Source organism: Micromonospora sp. NPDC023966, assembly GCF_040639095.1.
Classification (GTDB): Bacteria; Actinomycetota; Actinomycetes; order Mycobacteriales; family Micromonosporaceae; genus Micromonospora.
In genome coordinates, this window is sequence record NZ_JBEZZJ010000006.1 from 37659 (window position 1) to 58851 (window position 21193).

At 75.3% G+C, this 21193-nt stretch carries 18 protein-coding genes; 6 read left to right on the forward strand and 12 right to left on the reverse strand.

The genetic code is table 11. From position 1 onward, the window contains the following. Positions 1-9: 9 nt before the first annotated feature. The 6 genes from AB0F68_RS11725 to AB0F68_RS11750 form a co-directional block, all read right to left on the reverse strand. The gene (locus AB0F68_RS11725; RefSeq protein WP_357335482.1) at positions 10-831 is read right to left on the reverse strand and encodes an alpha/beta fold hydrolase; all 822 of its coding nucleotides are present in this window, start codon (positions 829-831) and stop codon (positions 10-12) included. A 58-nt stretch (positions 832-889) separates the two neighbouring features. Beyond that, the gene (locus AB0F68_RS11730; RefSeq protein WP_357335484.1) at positions 890-2293 is read right to left on the reverse strand and encodes an NAD(P)-binding domain-containing protein; all 1404 of its coding nucleotides are present in this window, start codon (positions 2291-2293) and stop codon (positions 890-892) included. Positions 2294-2592: 299 nt separating this feature from the next. Next, positions 2593-3294, reverse strand: a complete 702-nt coding sequence (locus AB0F68_RS11735) for an endonuclease/exonuclease/phosphatase family protein (RefSeq protein ID WP_357335487.1) — start codon at positions 3292-3294, stop codon at positions 2593-2595. A 1-nt stretch (position 3295) separates the two neighbouring features. Continuing rightward, a complete protein-coding gene (locus AB0F68_RS11740) occupies positions 3296-4252 on the reverse strand; it encodes an ROK family glucokinase (RefSeq protein ID WP_357335489.1) in 957 nt (318 codons plus the stop codon). Positions 4253-4317: 65 nt separating this feature from the next. Beyond that, positions 4318-4968: a hypothetical protein gene (locus AB0F68_RS11745; RefSeq protein ID WP_357335491.1), complete on the reverse strand. Its 651-nt coding sequence runs from the start codon at positions 4966-4968 to the stop codon at positions 4318-4320. A gap of 41 nt (positions 4969-5009) precedes the next feature. After that, positions 5010-5465 carry an SRPBCC family protein gene (locus AB0F68_RS11750; RefSeq protein WP_357335494.1) on the reverse strand — a complete coding sequence of 152 codons (456 nt, stop codon included), beginning with the start codon at positions 5463-5465 and terminating at the stop codon, positions 5010-5012. A 190-nt stretch (positions 5466-5655) separates the two neighbouring features. On the opposite strand from AB0F68_RS11750, the gene AB0F68_RS11755 reads away from it, so the two are divergent. The 5 genes from AB0F68_RS11755 to AB0F68_RS11775 all read left to right on the forward strand — a co-directional run bounded on the left by AB0F68_RS11755 (position 5656) and on the right by AB0F68_RS11775 (position 12646). Next, positions 5656-7461: an AMP-binding protein gene (locus AB0F68_RS11755; protein WP_357335496.1), complete on the forward strand. Its 1806-nt coding sequence runs from the start codon at positions 5656-5658 to the stop codon at positions 7459-7461. Positions 7462-7475: 14 nt separating this feature from the next. Next, entirely contained in the window at positions 7476-9167 is a 1692-nt protein-coding gene (locus tag AB0F68_RS11760) for a GAF domain-containing sensor histidine kinase (protein ID WP_357335498.1), read from the forward strand. Positions 9168-9174: 7 nt separating this feature from the next. Further along, positions 9175-9843: a response regulator transcription factor gene (locus AB0F68_RS11765; RefSeq protein ID WP_007072219.1), complete on the forward strand. Its 669-nt coding sequence runs from the start codon at positions 9175-9177 to the stop codon at positions 9841-9843. A gap of 213 nt (positions 9844-10056) precedes the next feature. Further along, positions 10057-10869 carry an SAM-dependent methyltransferase gene (locus tag AB0F68_RS11770; protein ID WP_357335501.1) on the forward strand — a complete coding sequence of 271 codons (813 nt, stop codon included), beginning with the start codon at positions 10057-10059 and terminating at the stop codon, positions 10867-10869. Between the two features lie 88 nt (positions 10870-10957). Further along, positions 10958-12646, forward strand: coding sequence for a bifunctional diguanylate cyclase/phosphodiesterase (locus AB0F68_RS11775; protein ID WP_357335920.1), 1689 nt, complete (start codon positions 10958-10960; stop codon positions 12644-12646). Between the two features lie 5 nt (positions 12647-12651). Here AB0F68_RS11775 and AB0F68_RS11780 read toward each other — a convergent pair whose 3' ends face one another. Beyond that, entirely contained in the window at positions 12652-13326 is a 675-nt protein-coding gene (locus tag AB0F68_RS11780) for a response regulator transcription factor (protein ID WP_357335503.1), read from the reverse strand. Further along, positions 13278-14579: a sensor domain-containing protein gene (locus tag AB0F68_RS11785; RefSeq protein ID WP_357335506.1), complete on the reverse strand. Its 1302-nt coding sequence runs from the start codon at positions 14577-14579 to the stop codon at positions 13278-13280. Before AB0F68_RS11785 ends, AB0F68_RS11780 begins: the two co-directional genes overlap by 49 nt. Before the next feature lie 152 nt (positions 14580-14731). Between AB0F68_RS11785 and AB0F68_RS11790 the strand changes: the two genes are divergently transcribed. Next, on the forward strand, positions 14732-16840 hold the full coding sequence (locus tag AB0F68_RS11790) for an MMPL family transporter (protein ID WP_357335508.1): 2109 nt from the start codon (positions 14732-14734) through the stop codon (positions 16838-16840). 54 nt (positions 16841-16894) lie between these two features. Here AB0F68_RS11790 and AB0F68_RS11795 read toward each other — a convergent pair whose 3' ends face one another. The 4 genes from AB0F68_RS11795 to AB0F68_RS11810 form a co-directional block, all read right to left on the reverse strand. After that, on the reverse strand, positions 16895-18019 hold the full coding sequence (locus tag AB0F68_RS11795) for a glycosyltransferase family 4 protein (RefSeq protein WP_357335511.1): 1125 nt from the start codon (positions 18017-18019) through the stop codon (positions 16895-16897). After that, positions 18016-19275, reverse strand: coding sequence for a M48 family metallopeptidase (locus AB0F68_RS11800; RefSeq protein ID WP_357335513.1), 1260 nt, complete (start codon positions 19273-19275; stop codon positions 18016-18018). The genes AB0F68_RS11795 and AB0F68_RS11800 overlap by 4 nt, the downstream gene beginning before the upstream one ends. 105 nt (positions 19276-19380) lie before the next feature. Next, on the reverse strand, positions 19381-19593 hold the full coding sequence (locus AB0F68_RS11805; protein WP_357335515.1) for a hypothetical protein: 213 nt from the start codon (positions 19591-19593) through the stop codon (positions 19381-19383). A gap of 134 nt (positions 19594-19727) precedes the next feature. After that, the gene (locus AB0F68_RS11810) at positions 19728-21128 is read right to left on the reverse strand and encodes an NYN domain-containing protein (RefSeq protein ID WP_357335516.1); all 1401 of its coding nucleotides are present in this window, start codon (positions 21126-21128) and stop codon (positions 19728-19730) included. Between the last annotated feature and the right edge of the window lie 65 nt (positions 21129-21193).

A 21193-nucleotide genomic window follows, 5' to 3' on the forward strand; every position in this document is an offset into this window, starting at 1 on the left:
CGCCGGCCCTCACCCGAGGGCGCGTGCGGGATCCTTCTCCAGCCAGTCGAGGATCGCGTCGATCGGCTCCCGCCAGCGCGCGTCGAGCATCAGGTCGTGCCCCATGCCGGGGAAGAGCAGCGGGGCCGAGGCGTAGCGGCGGGCCGCCCGGGTCAGCGCGGCCGGCGGCACCACCCGGTCGTCGGGGCTGCCCAGCACCAGCACCGGCGGCCGGCCCACCGCCGGCTCCGGCTGGCGCCCGGTGAGCAGCTGCCACTGTGCCCGGCGGCCGGCCCGGCCCAGCCGGGAGACGTGCCGGCGGGCGTCGGCGTCGGGCAGTTCCCGGCTGAACAGCTGGCGGCGGTTCAGGCGCAGGCCGGCGCCGAACACCGCGGGCACGGTGCCGACGGGGTTGCGGCGCAGCGCCGTGCCGAGGGTGCCCCAACCGCCGAGCACCGGCGCCACGAGCACCGCTGCCCGGGCCGGGTAGCGGGCCAGGGCGTGCGTGACCACCCGGGCGCCGGCGCCGTGCCCCACCAGCACCGCCTGCCGCGGCAGGCTCGCCGCCGCCTGGACCACGTCATGGGCGTACGACCGCAGCGTCGCCTCCGCCGCCGGCTCGCTGCCGCCGTGCCCGCGCAGGCTCAGCGCGTACGACGGGAAGCCGCGACCGGCGGCGTGCCCCAGCCAGTGCTCGGCGAACGCCCACGCCCCGTGCCCGAACCCGGGCACGAACAGCAGCGGCGGCCGCGCCTGATCCTGCTCGGGCACCGCGGCGACCACCTCGCGGCGGGCCGGCCGCTCCGGACGGGCCCACTCCCATCCCCGGACCACCCGCACCCGGTCCGCCATCACTGAGCCACCCTTTCGTTCGCGACTGCGGGACTCCGCTGCGCTGCGTTCCTCGCGCTCACGTGCCCTCCAGGTCGTGGAGCGCCCGCTGGAGCGCGCGCAGGTAGTCGGCGTGCCCGACCTCGAACCAGTGCCGGGTGCTGTCCTTGACCTTCCCTGAGTACCGCTCGCCGAGGCCGGCGGCGACCTTGCGGCCGAACGCGGCGGCCCGGTCGGGGCGGGTGGCGCGCAGGGTGAGCAGCCGGGCGAAGAGCACGCTCTGCCAGTGCGAGATGGGGAAGATCCCGGAGTCCGGCTGCACCAGGCCGACCACGGCGAGCGTGGGATGGCCGGCGGCGAACGCGTTGAGCCAGAGCCTGGGCCGGCCCGAGCCGTCCGCGTCGCCGAGCACCTTCCCGGCCAGGAACTCGAAGCGCGGCAGGTAGCCGGTGGCGAAGACGACCAGCTCGGGGTCGATCTCGCGGCCGTCGGCCAGCTCGACGGTGCGGTCACCGAACCGCGTGACGTCCGGCACCGGGGTGATCTCGCCGTGGCCGACGTAGTAGACCAGCTGACTGTTGGCGATCGGGTGGGTCTCGTAGACCCGGTGGTCGGGCCGGGGCAGGCCGAACCGGGTCAGGTCGCCGACGGTCAGCCGCAGCGTCGAGTGGTAGAGCCACTGCCGCACCCGCAGCGGCACCCGCAGCGCGAGCAGGGTGTCGTTGACCTGGTCGGCGGGGCGGCCGAAGACGTACTTCGGGGCGTACCAGTAGCCGCGGCGGGTGGAGTGCCAGCAGCGGGACGCCTGCTGGGCCGCCTCGACCGCGATGTCGCAGCCGGTGTTGCCCGCCCCGACCACCAGCACCCGCTTGCCGCGCAGCTGGGCCGGGTCCTTGTAGGACGAGGCGTGCATGACCTCGCCGCGGAACTGCTCCAGCCCCTCGTAGCGGGGCAGCTTCGGCGACCAGTTGTGCCCGTTGGCCAGCACCACCGCCGCGTAGCGGGAGGTGCGCTCCGGGCCGTAGCCGCCGGTGCTGCGGGTGGTGACGTCCCAGCGGTCCCCCTCGACGGGCTCCACCCGGACGACCTCGGTGCCGAACCAGACGTGCTGGCGCAGGTCGAAGTGGTCGGCGTAACGCTCGAAGTAGGACAGCAGCTGGGCGTGGTGCGGGTAGTCCGGCCAGTCGTCCGGCATCGGGAAGTCCGGGAACTGGGTGAACGGGCGGGACGAGATGAGGTGCGTGCTCGCGTACACCGGGCTGCGGTCGTGCCGCCAGTTCCACGCCCCGCCGACGCCGGTCTCCCGCTCGTAGCAGTCCACGCCGAAGCCGGCCTCGCGGAGGTTCTTCACGGCGGTCAGGCCGCTGGCCCCGGCGCCGATGACGCAGACGGTGTCGCCCCGGTCGGAGACCGGGCGGCCGTCCCGGGTCGGGGCGACCGTCGGGTCCGGATCGGGGTGGCCGAGGTCGGTGGAGGAGGACACCGGGAATCTCCTTTTGTGCGGCACGAGTGCCGGGTCGGTGCGAAATCCTGCCGACAATGCCCGCCGTTGTCCAGCCGCCCGCACTACGGGATGTTGCGGCGACCGGCTTCCGTGGCGCTGGGTAACCGACCCTTCGGTCACGCAGCGTGTCGTCCGGGGCCTGCTCACCCACCACCGCCCGCGCAGCACCGCGCTGAGCTGCCGCCTCGCGCTCACCCTCGGGCTGCGGCCACCGTATGGCGGTCACGCAAGGTAGCCGATGCGGATGTGACTGCACCCGGTGCGGTAGGCGGGGACGGTCAGTCGCCGGCGGGCAGCAGCAGGTCGACCAGGACCGGGAAGTGGTCACTGGCCTGTCGCGTCCGCGGCGTGTCCACGACGTCGTAGTCGACGACCTCGACACGCGGGTCCACGAAGAGGGCGTCGATGCGCCGGCGCGGGTTCGCACAGGAGTAGGTGTGCCGGTCGGCCCGGTCCATCGCGACCGCCGCGTCGACCAGCCCGTCCGCGACCGTCCGCCAGGCCGCCCCGTCCGGCCCCTCGTTCAGGTCCGCGCCGGCCACCACGGGCAGCGTCGCGGCGGCCAGTTCCCGCTTGAACGCGGCCGCCTGGGCGGGCCGCTCCGCCGGGTCGGTGGAGAGGTGGGAGCCGGCCAGCAGGAACCGGCTGCCGCCTACCAGGCACTCGGCGTACGCGGCCCCGCGCAGGTGCCGGCCGGGGGTCAGCGGGTAGCGCACGCAGCGGGTGTCCAGCACCCGCACCCGGAGGCTGGTCAGCAGCAGGTTGCCCAACGAGGGCAGACCACCGGCCGCCACCACCAGGCCGAACGAGTCGGCCAGCGTGGCGCACTTCTGCCGCCACCGGAACCGCCGTGGCCCCTCCTGGACGATCACCACGTCCGGCGCGGCGGTCCGGACCACCTCGGCCAGCGCGGCCGTGTCGTCCCGCTGGCTGTGAATGTTGTACGAGACCACCCGCAGGGGCACGCCTGCTGCCGGCACCTCAGATCCGCCGGGCCAGGTCGGCGGCCCCGATGACGCCGGCCGTGTTGCCCAGCTCGGCCGGGCGTACCTCGGCGACGGGCAGGCGGCTGCGCTGGGCCAGGGCGTCGGTGAACGACCGGCGGGTCGGGCCGAGCAGCAGGTCGCCGGCGTCGATCACGCCGCCGCCGACCACCAGCACCTGCGGGTCGAGGATCTGCGCCATGTCCGCGAGGCTGGTGCCGAGCCAGCGGCCGACCTGGGCGAACGCCTCGGTGGAGACGGGGTCGCCGCCCTTGGCGGCGGCGGTGACCATCGGCCCGCTGATCCCCTCGGCCTCGCCGCCGGCCAGCTCCAGCAGGGCGGTGGCCCGGTGCGGCTCCTGGCGGGCGGCGGCGCGGGCGAAGCGGACCAGGGCGCTGCCGCTGGCGTACTGCTCGATGCAGCCCAGCCGGCCGCAGCCGCACTGGTGGCCGTCCGGCACCGTGAGCATGTGCCCCAGCTCGGCCGCGATGCCGTTGGCCCCGCGCACCAGCTCGCCGCCGAGCACGATGCCGCCGCCCACGCCGGTGCCGATGGTGAACATGACCATCGAGTCGTCGGCGTGCCGGGCCGCGCCGTAGCGGAACTCCGCCCAGGCCGCGACGTTCCCGTCGTTCTCCACGATCACCGGCAGGCCGGTCGCGTTGCTGACGTACTCGCGCAGCGGCTCGTCCCGCCAGGCCAGGTTGGGGGCGAAGAGCACGGTGGAGCGGGAGGCGTCGATCCACCCGGCCGCGCCGATGCCGACCGCGTCGACCGTCCGGCCGGTGGCCAGCTCGGCGACCAGCTCGGTGATGACGTCGCGGGTCTTGGCCACGTCGTCGGCGGGGGTGTCCCGTCGGGCCTGCACGAGAACCTTGCCGGTGGCGTCCACGACACCGCCGGCCACCTTCGTGCCACCGACGTCGACTCCGATGGTCAGCGTCACCGCTGCCACTCCCCTCTGCTGTGCTGCCCGGCTCCCCGGCCGAACCGGCCGTGCGATCCCGGGATGTCCGGTGGTCAGGCCCCGTCGCCCGGCGCGTCCTCGCCCACCTCGCCGGACGCCCGCGAGGCGGGGACCACGGGACGGCCGGCCGGCGGCCGGCTCTGCGCCGGCACGTCCGGCCCGGCGGCATCGACGGGCGGCACGACCGCATCGGCCGCGCCCTCCCCCCGGGTGGCGGCGGACCACACGTCCTGCTCGGGTGCCGGCTGAGAATCATGCCCGGTACGGGTCGCCTCGCGCCACACGTGGTCCCCGGCCGCCGCCCCGTCGGACCCACCGGCCCCGCCCGGCCCGGCCGGCTCGGCCGGGGCGAACGCGCGCAGCAGGCTGGCCACCCCGGCCGCCAGATCGCCGGCGCCGGTGGCGAGCCGCTCGGCGAATTCGGGATTCGGGTCGCGCAACGCCGCGATACCCCGGCAGACGGGGCAGACGCAGCATTCCGGCGATCCGGTCGCGAAACCCGCGCCGCCACCGGAGGGGGTGGATGCCCCGTCGCCCGCGCCCGCGCCGCCCGGGGTGTGACCGAGGACACCCGACAGGATCCCACCGAGCGGACCCCAGGGGCCGGCCCCGGGCGCGGCGGCGGCCAGCTTCGCGCTGGCCAGCAGCATGGCGACGAGGCGCTCGGCCTCTTCCCGGGCCGAACCCGGATCAGTGGTGCCCATGGTTCGGCTCCTCCAGCGTGACAACCGCGACGACGGTCGGGTCAGTGGGCCGCACCGAGTGCTTCTACCCGGCGCTTGAGCTGCTTCAACGCCGCATCCATGATCATTTTCTCGGCCTTGCGGCGAAACATGCCGAGCATCCCCACGGAGAGCTCCACCTCGAGGGTGTAGGTCACCGTGGTCGTTCCGTCCGGGTTGCCGACCAGGTCGTACGACCCGCGCTGGGACTTCTGCATCTTCGAGGGCGCCACGAGGTGCCACTCGATCCGGGAGATGTCCTCGGCGTACTCGTAGGCCAGCACGTACTCGTCGGCCATCACGCCCGCGTCGATGGTGAACCGGACCTGGCTGGCGTAGCCGTCCTCGTACTCCTCGATCACCTCGGCCCGCCGCACCGCCTCGGCCCACTCGGGGTAGCGGGGGAAGTCGCAGATGACCGCCGCCACCCGGTCCGGTGACGCGCCGACGACGATCGACTGGGTGGAGGAGTCCGCCATGGGGGGAGGCTACCCGGCGGCCGACCCCCGCGCGGCGCTCCACCCCCGCCCGTCGCGGCGCGCCGGGGAACGGGGGCGTGTCCCATCAGCCGGGCGGGCAACCTCCCCACCCTCTCCCCGGAAGCGGCCGGGTAGGTTTCGACAGAGCCGGACCCGGCCGGCCCGCCAGTGCGAGCACGAGGGAGTGCAGGTGCGCGAGTTCTCCGTTCCGCCGATCGTCACCGTCGGCGACGCGGCCAACCTGACCGACCCGGTCTGGGACAACGCCGAGTCCGCCCCCGACACCGTGCAGTTCGTGCGGCGCGCCGAGGGCACGGGCGGCGCCTGGATCGACGTGACCTGCCGGCAGTTCCGCGACGAGGTCGTCGCGGTGGCCCGCGGCCTGGTCGCGGCCGGCATCTCCCCCGGTGACCGGGTGGGGCTGATGAGCCGCACCCGCTACGAGTGGACCCTCGTCGACTACGCGATCTGGGCCGCCGGCGCGGTCACCGTGCCGATCTACGAGACCTCCAGCGCGGAGCAGGCCGCCTGGATCCTCTCCGACTCCGGCGCGGTCGCCGTCGTGGTGGAGAGCACCGCGCACGCCACCCTCGTCGCCGGGGTCCGCGACCGGCTGCCCGAGCTGCGTGAGGTCTGGCAGATCGAGCTGGGCGCGGTGGACGAGCTGGTCGCCGCCGGCGCGTCGGTCGACCCGGCCGAGGTCGAGGTACGCCGCTCGACGCTGAAGGCCGACGACGTCGCCACGATCATCTACACCAGCGGCACCACCGGCCGCCCCAAGGGCTGCGTGCTGACCCACCGCAACATCTACGCCGACATCGCCAACGCCGTTCCGGTGCTGCCGAACCTGTTCCGCCCGGGCGCCTCCACCCTGCTCTTCCTGCCGCTGGCGCACGCCTTCGCCCGGCTCATCCAGGTCGGCGTGGTGCAGGCCCGAGCCACCATGGCGCACTGCTCGGACACGAAGAACCTGGTCGGCGAGCTCCAGGAGTTCAAGCCGACCTTCGTGCTCTCCGTACCCCGGGTCTTCGAGAAGGTCTACAACGGCGCGCGGCAGAAGGCCGAGGCCGACGGGAAGGGCAAGGTCTTCGACCGCGCCGAGAAGGTGGCCATCGCCTACAGCGAGGCGCTGGAGACCCCCGAGGGGCCGGGCCTGGGCCTGCGCGCCCAGCACGCGGTCTTCGACAAGCTGGTCTACCGCAAGCTGCGGGCGGCGATGGGCGGCCGGTGCCGGGACGCGATCTCCGGCGGCGCCCCGCTCGGCTCCCGGCTCGGGCACTTCTTCCGCGGCGTCGGGGTGACCATCTGCGAGGGCTACGGGCTCACCGAGACCGCTCCGGCCGCCGCCGCGAACCTGCCCGGGCACACACGGATCGGCACGGTCGGCCGCCCGCTGCCCGGCGTCACCATCCGGATCGACGGCGACGGTGAGGTCCTCATCTCCGGAGAGATCATCTTCCAGGGCTACTGGCACAACGAGGCGGCCACCGCCGAGGCGCTGAGCACCGACGGCTGGTTCCGCACCGGCGACCTGGGCCGGCTCGACGAGGACGGCTACCTCACCATCACCGGCCGCAAGAAGGAGATCATCGTGACCGCCGGCGGCAAGAACGTCGCCCCGGCGGTGCTGGAGGACCAGGTCCGAGCCCATCCGCTGATCAGCCAGTGCGTGGTGGTCGGCGACCGGCAGCCGTTCATCGCCGCCCTGGTCACCATCGACGAGGAGGCGCTGCCGAAGTGGCTGGCCGCGCACGGCCGCCCGGAGGACACCGGCGTGGCCGAGCTGCGCGGGGACGAGGCGCTGCGGGCCGAGGTGCAGGCCGCGGTCGACCAGGCCAACCAGTCGGTCTCCAAGGCCGAGGCGATCAAGGTGTTCCGGATCCTGCCGCAGGACTTCACCGAGGCGACCGGCGAGCTGACCCCCTCGCTCAAGGTCAAGCGGCAGGTCGTGCACAAGACGTACGCGGCGGAGATCGCCGATATCTACCGAGGCTGACTACCATCCGTCAGGTGCCCGCCTCCACACCCACCCAGCCGCAGACGCAGTCCCTCGCGGCCGCGGCACGCGTGGTCCTCCTCGCGCTGGTCGCCGCCCTGACCCTGTTCGCCACCCGGGACGCCACCCAGCTGTGGTGGATCGCCCTGCTCGGCGTCGCCGGGCTGCCCGCCGTGCTGGCTCCCCAGCACCGGCTGCTCGCCCCGATCAGCCGCTTCGCCGAGGTGGTGGTCCTCGGGCTGGCCGCCAGCCAGGTCGCCGCCGACACCCACCTCACCGGGGTCACCGGCGGGCTGGGCGCCTCGGCGGTGCTGCCGTACCTCGCCGTGCCGGTCACCGTGACCGCGCTGCGCCGCCGGTTCCGCGAGGGCGCCGCGCTGCTCGTGGTGGCGGCGGCCACCCTGCTGGTCACCGCGGCCTTCACCGAGGTCGGCGGCGAGCCGCAGCTCGGCCAGCTCGGCTACCTGGCGGTCTGCGCGCAGTGGCTGATCCTGGCCGGTCTCGGCCTCTACACCGCCGGCACGCTCCAGCGGGTGATGCGGGTCCGCGGCGAGGGCAAGCCCCAGCCGTACGCGGAGGCCACCCGGCTCCTCACCCAGCTGCGCACGGTCGCCCGCCAGCTGCCCGGCGCCACCCTCGACCCGGGCGGCATCTCCGAGCACCTGCTGGAGGAGCTGCGGGTGGTGGCGAAGACCGACCGGGGGGCGGTGCTGTCGGCCAGCGGCGGCGGCCGGCTGGTGGTGCTCGCCCAGATCGGCGCGGACCGGGTGGACTGGGAGACCACGCTCGACGCGGACTCGGCCATCGCCGACGCCTGGGCCAGCCAGCAGCCGACCACCTCGACCCGCTCGCAGGCCCGCTCCCGGGCCTCCGGGGAGGTCTCGGCGCTGATCGTGCCGCTGGTCGCCGGGGTGCGCACGGTCGGCCTGGTAGTCGTCGAGGCGGACACCGCGCACGCGTACCCGCCGCCGGTGGTGTCCCGGGTGACCGCGCTGACCGGCCCCGCGGCGCTGCGCCTGGAGGCCGCGCTGCTCTTCGACGAGGTGCGCTCGCTGGCCACGAACGAGGAGCGGCAGCGGCTGGCCCGGGAGATCCACGACGGCGTGGCCCAGGAGCTGGTGATGGTCGGGTACGGCATCGACAACGCCCTGGCCACCGTGCACGACGACGCCGAGGAGACCGCCGACTCGCTGCGCACGCTGCGCCAGGAGGTCACCCGGGTGATCACCGAGCTGCGGCTGAGCCTGTTCGAGCTGCGCAGCGAGGTGGACCGGCACGGGGGCCTGGCCGCCGCCATCGCCGAGTACGCCCGCACCGTCGGCGCCTCCGGCGGCCTGCGGGTGCACCTGTCCCTGGACGAGTCCACCGCCCGGCTGCCCGCCGCCACCGAGGCCGAACTGCTGCGCATCGCGCAGGAGGCGGTGACCAACGCGCGCAAGCACGCCGGGGCCGCGAACCTGTGGGTCACGTGCGAGGTGGACCCCCCGTACGCCCAGATCGAAGTGTCGGATGACGGTCACGGCATCGGTGACCAGCGCCCCGACGGGCACTACGGTCTTGCGATCATGGCCGAGAGGGCGGAACGTATCCGGGGCCGGTTGGAGATCAGGCCGCGGCGACCCAGCGGCACGACCGTGGCGGTGGTAGTCGGCTCCTCGCCCCGGCGCGATAAGGTGCGCGGCAGCGCAGCAGCAGAAGGGGAGTAACCCGAGGATGACCACTAGCCCGACACCGGCCACCCGGACCAAGGTGCTCCTTGTCGACGATCACGATCTGATCCGCAAGGGTCTGCGGCACGCCTTCGAGCGGGACCGGCAGTTCGAGGTCGTGGGCGAGGCCGCCACGGCCGCGGAGGGCGTGCGCCAGGCCGGCGCACTCCAGCCGGACGTGGTGATCATGGACCTGCGGCTGCCCGACGGCAGCGGCCTGGAGGCCACCCGCGCCCTGCGCAAGTCCAGCGCGTCGATGGGCATCGTGGTGCTCACCATGTACGCCGGCGACGACCAGCTCTTCGGCGCCCTGGAGGCGGGGGCGAGCGCGTTCGTGCCGAAGACCGCCCCGGCCGACGAGGTGGTGGCCGCCGCCCGGCACGCCGCCTCCTCCCCCAGCGCGTTCACCGCGGCCGACCTGGCCGAGGCGATGAAGCGCCGGCTGGCCCCGTCCGGCCCGCAGCTCTCCCCCCGCGAGGGTCAGGTGCTGCGGCTGCTCGCCGACGGCATGAGCGTCGCCGGCATCGCCAAGCAGCTGTTCGTCAGCGAGTCGACCGCCAAGACGCACATCTCGAAGCTCTACGAGAAGCTCGGCGCCGCCAACCGCGCCCAGGCGCTGATGACCGCGCTGCGGCTGGGGCTGCTGGAGGCCCCGGACGCCCCGAAGTTCTAAAACGGCGCACCGCCAGCTCGAATGCCGGAGAGGCCCCCGTCCGCACCTCGGACGCGGGCCTCTCCGGCATTCCGGGCGGCCGTGACCGCGTACGGTGAGGGGCCGGACGCGTAGCGACGGTGGTCTTTGCACCGCGACGGCGGGCGGGCAGAATACCCGGGTGATCCGCGCGGCGGTGACCTTCCGCGCGCCGCCGAGCAAAGGGGCAAGCGCATGCAGCGGCCGGACTGGGCACCCGAGACCATCGACATCGAGCGCCCCAGCGTGGCCCGCATGTACGACTACTACCTCGGCGGCTCGCACAACTTCGCGGCCGACCGGGCCGCCGCCCGAGCCATGGTGGAGGCGGTGCCGGAGGCCCCGCTGATGGCCCAGGCCAACCGGGCTTTCCTGCGCCGGGCGGTGCAGTTCCTGGCCGACGCCGGGGTACGCCAGTTCCTCGACATCGGCTCCGGCATCCCGACCGTGGGCAACGTGCACGAGATCGCCCAGCGGATCGACCCGGAGTCCCGGGTGGTCTACGTCGACGTCGACCCGGTCGCGGTGGCGCACAGCCAGGAGATCCTGGCCGGCAACGACCGGGCCACGGTGGTCCAGGAGGACCTGCGCCGGCCGGAGGCGATCCTGCGCCATCCCGACGTCCTGCGGCTGCTGGACTTCTCCCAGCCGGTCGCCGTGATGATCGTGGCGGTGCTGCACTTCGTCCCGGACGCGGACCGCCCGGAGGAGGTCCTGGGGGCGCTGTGCGCGGCGCTGGCCCCCGGCAGCTACCTGGTGATGTCGCAGGCCAGCGACGAGGGCCGGGCCGGTACCGGCGAGCGGGCCGAGGCCGAGCGGGTCTACCGGCGCACCGACAACCAGCTCTTCTTCCGCAGCCGCGCCGAGCTGACCGCGCTCTTCGCCGGCTTCGAGCTCGTCGACCCGGGCGTGGTCTGGGTCCCGCAGTGGCGGCCGGACGCCCCGGAGCACGCGGAGAACGCCGCGCAGGCGGTCTTCATGGGCGGCGTCGGGCGGCTCGGTGGGTGACGACGGGACCACCGCCACCACCCGCGCCCGCCCCGGCGCCTTCGCCCGGGCCTGGGCCAAGGCGGTCTCCGGGACCAGCTACCTGCCGATGACCCAGGCGCAGTTGGAGGCACTGCTCCAGCGGCTCACCGAGCGGCTGGCGCTGGCGCTGCGCGCCGACCCGTTCGACCTGCGGATCGGCCAGCAGGTCGGCGCCGACCTGGTGCAGTCGCACATCGCCTCCGCGGAGGGGCTCGGCCGCACCATCGAGGTGATCCAGCTCCGCCTGGTCCGGGATCTCGACCTGGCCGTCGACGACGTCGAGGACCGGATGGCCCGCCTGCTGGCCACCGTCGCCACCGGCTACGCCCGCGCCCTGCGGGACCGCACGCTGGACGAGCAGGAGGCCATCCGGCGGGCCGCCATGGTGGCCCGGGCGCAGGCCGAAGGGGCGCTGCGGGAGAGCGAGGCCCGGTTCCGGCGCCAGGCCACCCACGACCCGCTGACCGGCCTGCCCAACCGCACCCTGTTCACCGAGCGGCTCACCGCCGCGATCACCGCGCCCGGGCGGAGCGCCGACCGGATCGGGGTCTGCTTCCTCGACCTGGACCGGTTCAAAGTGGTCAACGACTCCCTCGGCCACCAGGTCGGCGACTCGTTGCTGGTCTCGGTGGCGCGGCGGCTGCGCCGGGCGCTCGGCGAGCACCTGGTGGCCCGCCTGGGCGGCGACGAGTTCGTCATCCTGGTCGAGCGCACCGGCTGCACCGAGGAAGTGGTCAAGGTGGCCGAGGCGGCCCTGGCGGCGGTGAGCGAGCCGGCGCTGGTCGACGGGCACGAGCTGACCGTGTCGGCCAGCATCGGCATCGTGGAGCGGTCGGTGGCCGACACGTCGCCGATGGAGCTGATGCGCGCGGCGGACAGCACCCTGCACTGGGCCAAGGCGGCCGGCGGGGCCCGCTGGTCGCTCTTCGACGCCGACCGCAACCGCCGCGAGCTGGCCCGGTACGCCCTCTCCGCGGCGATCCCCGCCGCGCTGGACCGGGGCGAGTTCTACCTCGACTACCAGCCGCTGACCGGGCTGGGCGACGGCCGGGTGGTCGGCATGGAGGCGCTGGTCCGGTGGCGGCACCCGGAGCTGGGCGTGCTCCGCCCGGACAGCTTCATCCCGCTGGCCGAGGAGACCGGCCTGATCGTCCAGCTCGGCAGCTGGGTGCTCGCCGAGGCGTGCCGCGAGGCGCGCACCTGGGCGGCGGGGGCGGCCGGCGCGCCGTTCGTCAGCGTCAACCTGGCCGTCCGGCAGCTGCACCGGCCCGGGCTGGTGCAGGAGGTGCAGGGGGTGCTCGGGCGTACCGGCCTGCCCGCGGAGCGGCTGCAACTGGAGATCACCGAGAGCACCATGATGAGCACGGTGGCTGATCCGGTCCGCGCCCTGCGGGTGCTGGCCGACCTGGGCGTCCGGGTGGCCATCGACGACTTCGGCACCGGCTACTGCAACCTGGCGTACCTGCGGGACCTGCCGGTGAGCGAGCTGAAGGTGGCCGGCGAGTTCGTGGCCCGGCTGCGAGCCCCGGCCGACGACCCGGGCAGCCGCACCGACGAGCGGATCCTGGCCTCGCTGGTCTCCCTGGCGCACGCCCTCGGCCTGACCGTCACCGCCGAGGGGGTGGAGACGGCCGACCAGGCGGACCGGCTGCGCGCGATCGGCTGCGACGCCGGGCAGGGCTGGCACTTCGGCCGTCCGGGGCCGGCGGGGCCGCACCTGGACCGCTCCCCCGCCCTGACCGACACCGCCTCCTGACTCTGTCAGGCCGGGGTGCGCGGCCGGCGGCCGTCCTCCCCGTGCAGGTAGGCCAGCACGGCCAGCACCCGCCGGTTGTCGTCGGTCGACGGCGGCATCCGCAGCTTGCTGAAGATGTTGTTGATGTGCTTGTTGACCGCCTTCTCGGTGACGAAGAGCCGGGCCGCGACCGCGGCGTTGGACCGGCCCTCGGCCATCAGGCCGAGCACCTCCCGCTCCCGGGGGGTCAGCTCGTCCAGCGGCCCCGCCCCGGACCGGCTGGCCAGCAGCTGAGCGACCACCTCCGGGTCCATCACCGTGCCGCCGGCGGCCACCCGGCGCACCGCGTCGACGAACTGGTCCACGTGGGACACCCGGTCCTTGAGCAGGTAGCCCACGCCGCCGAGCCGGTCGGAGAGCAGCTCGCGGGCGTAGAGCTGCTCGACGTGCTGGGACAGCACGAGGATCGGCAGCCCGGGGATCTCGGTGCGGGCCCGGATGGCGGCCTGCAGCCCCTCGTCGGTGAAGGTGGGTGGGAGCCGGACGTCGAGCACCGCGACGTCCGGGCGGTGCGCGATCAGCGCGGGCAGCACCGAGGGTCCGTTGTCGACGGCCGCGACCACCTGGCAGCCGAACGCCTCCAGGATGCGGATCAGCCCGTCCCGGAGGAGGGCGAGATCCTCGGCGATGACAACTCGCACGGCAACTCCATGCTGATGACGGTGGGCCCACCGGCCGGACTGGTCACCACCATCGTCCCATCGAACGCGGCCAGGCGACGCCCCATCCCCGTCAGGCCACCGCCCGCCGCCGGGTCGGCTCCGCCCCGCCCGTCGTCACCGACCACGATGGTCAGCCGCCCGTCGGCGTGGCCGAGCTCGATCCAGGCCCGGGACGCCCCGCTGTGCTTGCTGACGTTCGCCAGCCCCTCGGCCACCGCGAAGTACGCGGCGGACTCCACCGGGGCGGCCGGGCGGCCCGGCAGGTCGACGGTCACCGCCACCGGCAGCGGCACGGCCAGCGCCAGCGCGCGTACCGCGCCCGCCAGGCCACGCTCGGCCAGCACCGGCGGGTGGATGCCGCGCACCAGCCCGCGCAGCTCGGCCAGCGCCTGCCCGCTGGTCTCCCGGGCCTCGGCGAGCAGCCGCCGCACCGCCTCCGGGTCGTCCCCCAGCAGCTGCTCGGCCAGGCCGATGCTCATGCTCAGCGCGACGATCCGGGCCTGCGCCCCGTCGTGCAGGTCCCGCTCGATCCGCCGCAGCTCCGCCGCCTGCGCGTCCACCGTCTCCGCGCGGGTGACGGTGAGCTGGTGCACCCGCAGCGCCAGCTCGGCCGTGCGGGTCGGCGGCAGGAAGAACCGGGCGAAGGCCAGGTGCAGCCAGACCAGCCAGCGCCCGGCGGCCAGCCCGCCGACCAGGAACAGCACGCCCAGCGGGAAGCAGAGCAGCGCCTCGACCAGGTTGTGGATCGGCCAGAACGGGCCGTAGCCGTAGAAGTCGACGGTCAGGTGCAGCACCAGCGGCACCCCGAGCACGCCCTCCAGGCCGTACAGCGGCAGCACGAAGGCGGCCAGGCAGACCGCCCCGGTGACCGCGCCCGGCAGCAGCCAGGACAGGTCGCGCCAGGTGGCCGGGTCGCTCACCACCCAGCGGAACCGCCGCCAGGTGCCGAACTGGGCCCCCGCCGGCGCCGGCAGGTAGGGCGTGGCCATCTCCACCCCGCCCCAGCGGGCCAGCCGGCGGTGCAGCCCGGCGCAGAGCCGGACCAGCGCGGTGGCCACCGGGAACAGCGCGAACCCCACGCCGAACACCGGGATCAGCAGCAGCGACACCAGCGACAGCACGAAGAGCGCGACGTGCGTGCTCAACGACAGCAGGGCGATCAGCAGCCCCTGCGCCGCGGTGACCGCGCCGGGCCGGATCCAGGTGCGGAGCAGTCCGCGTACGCCGTCCACGGGCCTCATTCTGCGGCACCGGCCGCCCCGGATCGGTGGTGCTGGCACCACCCCGGCCGGCGCGCTGACACCCCTGACCCGCGCCGGACCGGGCCGAAGGATCGGAAGCGGGGTCGCCGACCCCGTAACCGTGACGACGAAAGGGAACTCACATGTCCCCGCAACGCCTGGCCGGCCTGCCCGCCGGCCGCCGCGGCAAATACGCGGTCCTCCTGCTCTGGCTGGTGGTGCTCGTGGCGGCCGGCCCGCTCGCGCTGAAGCTCGGCGAGGTGCAGGACAACTCGACGCTCGGCGCGCTGCCGGCCGGCGCCGAGAGCAGCCGCGCCGTGCAACGCGCCGAGGCGGCCTTCCCCGGCTCGCGGCACCCCCTCGCGATCGCCGTCTACGTCCGCGACACTGGGCTCACCCCGGCCGACCGGGCCCGGGTCGAGGCCGACCGGGCCGCCTTCGCCGCCTACGCCGACGGCGGCGCGGTGTCCCCGCCGGTGGCCGCCGCCGACGATCGGGCCCTGCTGCTCTCCCTGCCGGTCAGCCTCGACGACGAGCGGCGCGCCGAGGCGGTCGACGCGCTCAAGGACCGGCTGGCCGACGGCGCCCCACCCGGGCTGCGGACCGCGCTGACCGGCGACGCGGCCGCCGAGCACGACGTCTTCGACGCGTTCTCCGGGATGGACGGCGCGCTGCTGCTGGCCACCGCGCTCACCGTCGCCCTGCTCCTGCTGGTCACCTACCGCAGCCCGGTGCTGTGGCTGATCCCGCTGGTCGCGGTGGCCGTCGCCAACCAGCTCGCCGGGGCGGTGGTCTACCTGCTGGCCCGGCACGCCGGACTGGCCGTCGACTTCCAGAGCCAGACCATCCTCACCGTGCTGGTCTTCGGCGTCGGGGTGGACTACGCCCTGCTGCTCATCGCCCGCTACCGGGAGGAGTTGCGCCGGCACGCCGACCGGCACGCCGCCATGGTGGCCGCGCTGCGCCGCTCGACCGGCGCGCTCTGCGCCTCGGCGGCGACCGTCGCGGTCGGACTGCTCTGCCTGCTCGCGGCCGACCTGCCCGCCACCCGCGGCCTGGGCCCGGTCGGCGCGGTCGGCATCGCCGCGGCGCTGCTGGCCATGACCACCCTGCTGCCGGCGGTGCTGGTGCTCTGCGGGCGGTGGCTGTTCTGGCCGTTCGTGCCCCGGTACGACCCCGGCGCCGACACCCGCGACCACGCGGCCGACCACGGGGTGTGGCGCCGGATCGCCGGCCTGGTCGCCGGCCGGCCCCGGGCGGTCTGGCTGGGCACCGCCGCCGCGCTGGCCGCGCTGACCCTGGGTGTCGGCAACCTCAGCCTGGGTCTGCCCGACGACGAGTCGTTCACCACCGAGGTCGGTTCGGTCGCCGGGCAGCGGCTGATCGCCGCCCACTACCCGGGCGGCTCGGCCGCGCCCGCCGAGATCCTGGCCGCCGCCGGCACGGCCGACCAGGTGGTGGCCGTCGCCCGTGCGGTGCCCGGCGTCGCCGAGGTGGGCACGCCGGAGCGCTCGGCGGACGGCCAGTGGGTCCGGGTGCCGGCGGTGCTCGCGGCCGCGCCGGACAGCGACGCCGCCCGCGACACGGTGACCCGGCTGCGGACAGCCGTGCACGCGGTGCCCGACGCGCGGGCCCTGGTCGGCGGGCGGACCGCCACCATGCTCGACGAGGAGCACACGGTGATCCGGGACAACCGGGTGGTCATCCCGCTGGTGCTCGCGGTCGTCCTGGTCATCCTGGTGCTGCTGCTCCGGTCGCTGATCGCGCCGCTGCTGCTCATGGTCAGCGTGGTGCTGTCGTACGCGGCGGCCATGGGGGCGGCCGGGGTGCTGCTCGACGCCCTCGGCCACCCCCGGCTCTTCGTCGGCGTCCCGTTGCAGGCGTTCCTGTTCCTGGTGGCGCTCGGCGTGGACTACACGATCTTCCTGATGACCCGGGCCCGGGAGGAGGTCGGCCGGATCGGGCACCGGCCGGGCGTGCTGCGGGCACTGACGGTCACCGGCGGGGTGATCACCAGCGCGGGCGTGGTGCTGGCCGCAACCTTCGGCGCGCTGCTGGTGCTGCCGCTGGTGCCGTCGGTGCAGATGGGCGTGATCGTGGCGGTCGGCATCCTGCTCGACACCCTGCTGGTGCGCAGCCTGCTGATCCCGGCGCTGACCCTGGACCTCGGGGTGCGCACCTGGTGGCCGGGCCGGCTCGCCCGCCGGTCACCGCAGCCGGTCCCGGCGGAGCCGGCTCTCGTCCGGAGCTGATCCCCCGCTCCGACGTGGTGGCCCCGGCACGACGCCGGGGCCACCACGCGCGAGTCAGTCGGCGAGCAGGGCCCCCATCCGCTCGGCCTGCGTCTCCCAGCGCCACTCGCGCTCCACCCAGGACCGGCCGGCCGCGCCGAGCTGGCGGGCCAGGTCCCGGTCGGCGAGCAGGGTGGCCACCCGGTCGGCGAGCTGGGCGACGTCCCGGCCGCGGACCACGTATCCGGTCTCGCCCTCGCGGACCGCGTCCGGCGCGCCACCGGAGTCGCCGGCCACCACCGGCAGCCCGGTGGCGCTGGCCTCCAGGTAGACGATCCCCAGGCCCTCGACGTCCAGGCCGCGGTTGCGGGTCCGGCAGGGCATCGCGTAGACGTCGCCGGCGGCGTAGTGGGCGGGCAGTTCGGCCGTGGGCACCGAGCCGGTGAACACCACGTCGCGCTCCACCCCGGTCTGCCGGGCCAGCTTCTGCAGCGTCGCCCGGTAGGGGCCGCCGCCGACGACCAGCAACGCGGCGTCCGGCACCCGGCGGCGGATCTCCGGCATCGCCCGGATGAGCATGTCCTGCCCCTTGCGCGGGACCAGGCGCGACACGCACACCACGACCGGCCGGTCGGCCAGCCCCAGCCGCACCCGCACCCGCTCGCCGTCGACGTCCGGGTGGTAGGTGTCCACGTCGACGCCCGGGGAGAGCCGGCGCAGCTCGGTCATCCCGCCCAGCACCCGGGCCAGCCGGACCCGGGTGTACTCGCCCAGGTAGGTGGTGACGTCCACGCCCCGGCCGATCCGGCGCAGCGCCGACCGGGCGCCGGGCAGCGTGGCCCAGCCGGCCTCGTGCCCGTGGGTGAGCGCCACCGCCCGGCGGATCCCGGCCCGCCGGCGCAGCCCCGCCGCGAGCAGCCCCAGCGGGGCCGCCGCACCGAACCACACCGTGTCGCAGTCGTACGCCCGGGCCAGCCGCGCCGCCCGGCGGGCCACCAGCGGGGTGGGCAGCAGCACCTTGGTGCGCTCGCGGACCACCTCGAACGGCTGGTCGGCGTCGAACTTTGCCGCGCCCCGCCAGCTCGACGCGTAGACCACCACCGAGCCCGGGGGCTGGCGCACCGCCAGGTTGTGCACGAACGACTGGATGCCGCCGGGGCGCGGCGGGAAGTCGTTGGTGATCAGCAAGGTGCGGCTCATCCGCCGGTCTCCCTGGCGTAGGCGCGGGCGGCGGCCATCCGCTCCACGGTGGACGGGTGGGACGCGGACCAGAGGTATTCCCAGCGGGGCGGGTCGGGGTCGGCCAGGTTCACCCCGGCCAGCCGCCGCTGCATCGCCTCGAAGGTGGCGGGGTCGCCGGTGAGCGCCAGCGCGTGCGCGTCGGCTCGGGCCTCCACCCGGCGGGAGACCAGCGCCTGCACCGGGGTGGCCACCAGGCCCGCCACGGTGACCAGCGCGATCAGCAGCGGGAAGGCCCGGGGCTGGGCGATCGAGTCGACCCCGGCCAGCCGCAGCAGCGGTGTCCAGGAGCCGATCAGGTAGAGGGCGACCACCGCGGCGGCGGCGCCGAGCGCCCCGACCAGCGTGCCCGTCCAGACGTCGCGGTCCTTGGCGTGCCCCAGCTCGTGGGCGACCACGCTGGTCACCTCCGCCGGATCCGCCTCGCGCAGCAGGGTGTCGTAGACCACCACCCGCCGGGTGGGCCCCAGCCCCGAGACGTACGCGTTGACCGCCCGGGTCCGCCGCGAGGCGTCGGCGACCAGCACGTCGCGCACCGGCACCCCGTCCCGGGCCGCCAGGCTCGTCAGCTCGGTGCGCAGCGGGCCGGGCTCCATCGGGGTGAACCGGTTGAACACCGGCTCCACCAGCACCGGCAGCACGAACGACAGCAGCACCACCAGCCCGGCCGCCCCGGCCGCGCCGAAGGCCCACCACCAGCGCGGGGCGAGCCGCACCACCGAGTAGAAGCCGAGCAGGACGAGCGCGCCGATGACCGCGCTGACCGCGTACGACTTCAGCAGGTCGACCGCCCAGCCGCCCCAGCCCTGGGTGCTCAGCCCGTAGCGGGTCAGCACGGTCTGCCGCCAGGCGGCGAAGGGCAGGGTGAGCAGGTCGGCGAGGAACATCACGGCCAGCCCGCCGAGCACCGCCTGGGCGGCCCAGTGGCCGCCGAAGGGCCGGCCGGCCAGCTCGACCAGGCGGCCGCCGAGCGGGGTGAGCCCGAGCAGCAGGGCCACCACCAGGCCGACGGCGAGCGCCGACCAGCCGGCCGGGCGCAGCGCGCCGTGGAACGCCCGGCCCCGGGCCACCTGCTCGACCGGGAGCGCCCGCAGGGCCGCGAGCTGGTCGGTGCGGGGCGCCGGCGGCCGGTGCCACGGGATCAGCAGCGCCCCGGCGACGACCAGCGCGACGGCCAGCCCGGCCAGGGTGAGCACCGCCCAGCCGCGCGGGGTCACCGCAACACCCCGTCGCGCCGTACCCGCGTCATGCCGCTCCCCTCCCGCCGTGAGGGCCCATCCTAAGGCCCGGCGGGCGCCGGGTGGCCGCGGTGCCGTGGGGGATCAGGCGACCCGGCGGCGGCGGACCGGCCGCCGGGGAGCGGGCGGGGCGGGCAGCACCTGCACCTCGAACCCGGCCCGGGCGAACACCTCGATCGCCCGGTGCTCGGCGGGGCCCAGGTCGGCCGCCGCGGAGCCGGTGTCGAGCAACGCGGTCACCAGGCAGCCGGAGCACCCGGCGCCGCGGATCCCGCAGGTGTCGCAGTCGATGAGCATCAACGCCTCCTGACGCTGTCGCCGGTGGCGGACAGGAGAGGAGCCCACCACCGTCGGTCACCACGAGGCTAGGCCGGGGGTATGACAGAACCGGACAACGAGGCAGTACCCACCCCGAATCCGATCATCGCGCGTCAGGAGCGGGCGAGCCGCCGCAGCAGCGAGTCGGCTCCGAGCGGGTAGGCGCCGTGCCGGCGTACCCCGTCGGCGACCTCGCGGTCGGAGGAGACCACCACCACCGGCCGCCCGGCCGGCTCGGCGCGGACCAGCCGGCGGATCAGCTCGTCCGCGGTCTCCCCCTTGTGCGAGAAGAGCACCCGCACCCCGCGCGGCGTGGGCGGCAGCCCGTGCATCCGCTCGGCGCCGTCGAAGACCACGGTGACCTCGTCGCCGGTCTGCGCGGCGATCCCGCCCAGCCCGCTGATCAGCCGCTTGCGCTGCTGCTCCAGCGACATCTCGCCGAAGCCGCGCTTGGTGACGTTGTAGCCGTCAACCACCAGGTGCGCCTTGGGCAGGGCGAGCAGCTGGTCGAGCCGGGCCGGGTCGTCGGTGTCCCGGGCCCGGGCGGCGGCCCCGGCCGGGGCGGCGCCCGTCTGGTCGGCGAACGCGTCAGCGACGAAGTCGGCGGGCAGCTTCTCCACCGGGTCCAGGGCCAGCTCGCGGCGGAGCCCGACCGCGGCCTGCCCGATCGTCTCCAGCAGCAGCCACAGCCTCGCCTCGTCGACCGAGCGGGCCTCCTTGGCGCTGACCCGGGCCGCCCCGGCCGCGGCCTCCGCCTCGGCCAGCCGGGCCCGGGCGCGGCGCAGCTCGGCGTCCGCGTCGGCCGCCGCGCGGGCGGCCCGGCCCCGCTCGGTGGCCAGCATCTCAGTGGCCCTGCGCTCCCGGGCCTGGGTCTCCCGGAGGGTACGCGCAAGCTGCCGGGCCTCCTCGCGGAGCTGGCCCAGCTCCTCGCGGACCCGGGCGAGCTCGTCGCGGAGCTTCTCCGCCTCCACCCGGGCCACCGCCCGGTCGTGCTCGGCGCGGGTGGCCCGCTGCTCGGCCTCGCGGACCAGCTCGGCCACCACGGCGCTGTCCGCCTCGGCGCGCACCGCGGCGCCGCTCGCCTCGATCAGCTCCCGCCAGCCCCGCGGCCGGGCCAGGTAGGCCAGGGCGGCCACCTCGACCGGGTCGGCCGCCGCCGGGGCGGTCCCCTCCACCACGGCCGCGCCCAGGTCGCCGGCGTCGGCGAGCACCCGGGCGGTGATCCGCTGCCGGAACAGCGGGTCGGCGGTGAGCTGGGCGGCGATGGCCGGGGCGCCGAGCCGGGCGCGCCGGTTGGGGGCGAACTTGGCCACCCGGCGCAGCGGCACCGGCACCTCGTCGGCGGCCAGCCCGGGCAGCACCGCGGCGGTGAGCGCCACGATCCGCTGCCGGACCGGCTCGGGCAGGGTCGGCTCCGGCTCGGGCGGGGCCGACGGGCTCTCACCGGCGTCCTGCGCGCCGACCACCGGCTCCTCCGGGGAGGAGTGGTCGTGGTGCGGCTCGGTGAGGGGCATGTGGCAAGTCTCCCACCCCGAACGGGCCCACCGCCCGGTGAGTGAGCCGATCTCTCATCCTAGCT

Excerpts from the sequence above, each read along its gene's own strand:
- AB0F68_RS11725 (WP_357335482.1), bottom strand. The coding sequence starts at position 831 with ATGGCGGACCGGGTGCGGGTGGTCCGGGGATGGGAGTGGGCCCGTCCG.
- AB0F68_RS11745 (WP_357335491.1), bottom strand. The coding sequence starts at position 4,968 with ATGGGCACCACTGATCCGGGTTCGGCCCGGGAAGAGGCCGAGCGCCTC.
- AB0F68_RS11750 (WP_357335494.1), bottom strand. The coding sequence starts at position 5,465 with ATGGCGGACTCCTCCACCCAGTCGATCGTCGTCGGCGCGTCACCGGAC.
- AB0F68_RS11765 (WP_007072219.1), top strand. The coding sequence starts at position 9,175 with ATGACCACTAGCCCGACACCGGCCACCCGGACCAAGGTGCTCCTTGTC.
- AB0F68_RS11770 (WP_357335501.1), top strand. The coding sequence starts at position 10,057 with ATGCAGCGGCCGGACTGGGCACCCGAGACCATCGACATCGAGCGCCCC.
- AB0F68_RS11775 (WP_357335920.1), top strand. The coding sequence starts at position 10,958 with ATGACCCAGGCGCAGTTGGAGGCACTGCTCCAGCGGCTCACCGAGCGG.
- AB0F68_RS11790 (WP_357335508.1), top strand. The coding sequence starts at position 14,732 with ATGTCCCCGCAACGCCTGGCCGGCCTGCCCGCCGGCCGCCGCGGCAAA.
- AB0F68_RS11795 (WP_357335511.1), bottom strand. The coding sequence starts at position 18,019 with ATGAGCCGCACCTTGCTGATCACCAACGACTTCCCGCCGCGCCCCGGC.
- AB0F68_RS11805 (WP_357335515.1), bottom strand. The coding sequence starts at position 19,593 with ATGCTCATCGACTGCGACACCTGCGGGATCCGCGGCGCCGGGTGCTCC.
- AB0F68_RS11810 (WP_357335516.1), bottom strand. The coding sequence starts at position 21,128 with ATGCCCCTCACCGAGCCGCACCACGACCACTCCTCCCCGGAGGAGCCG.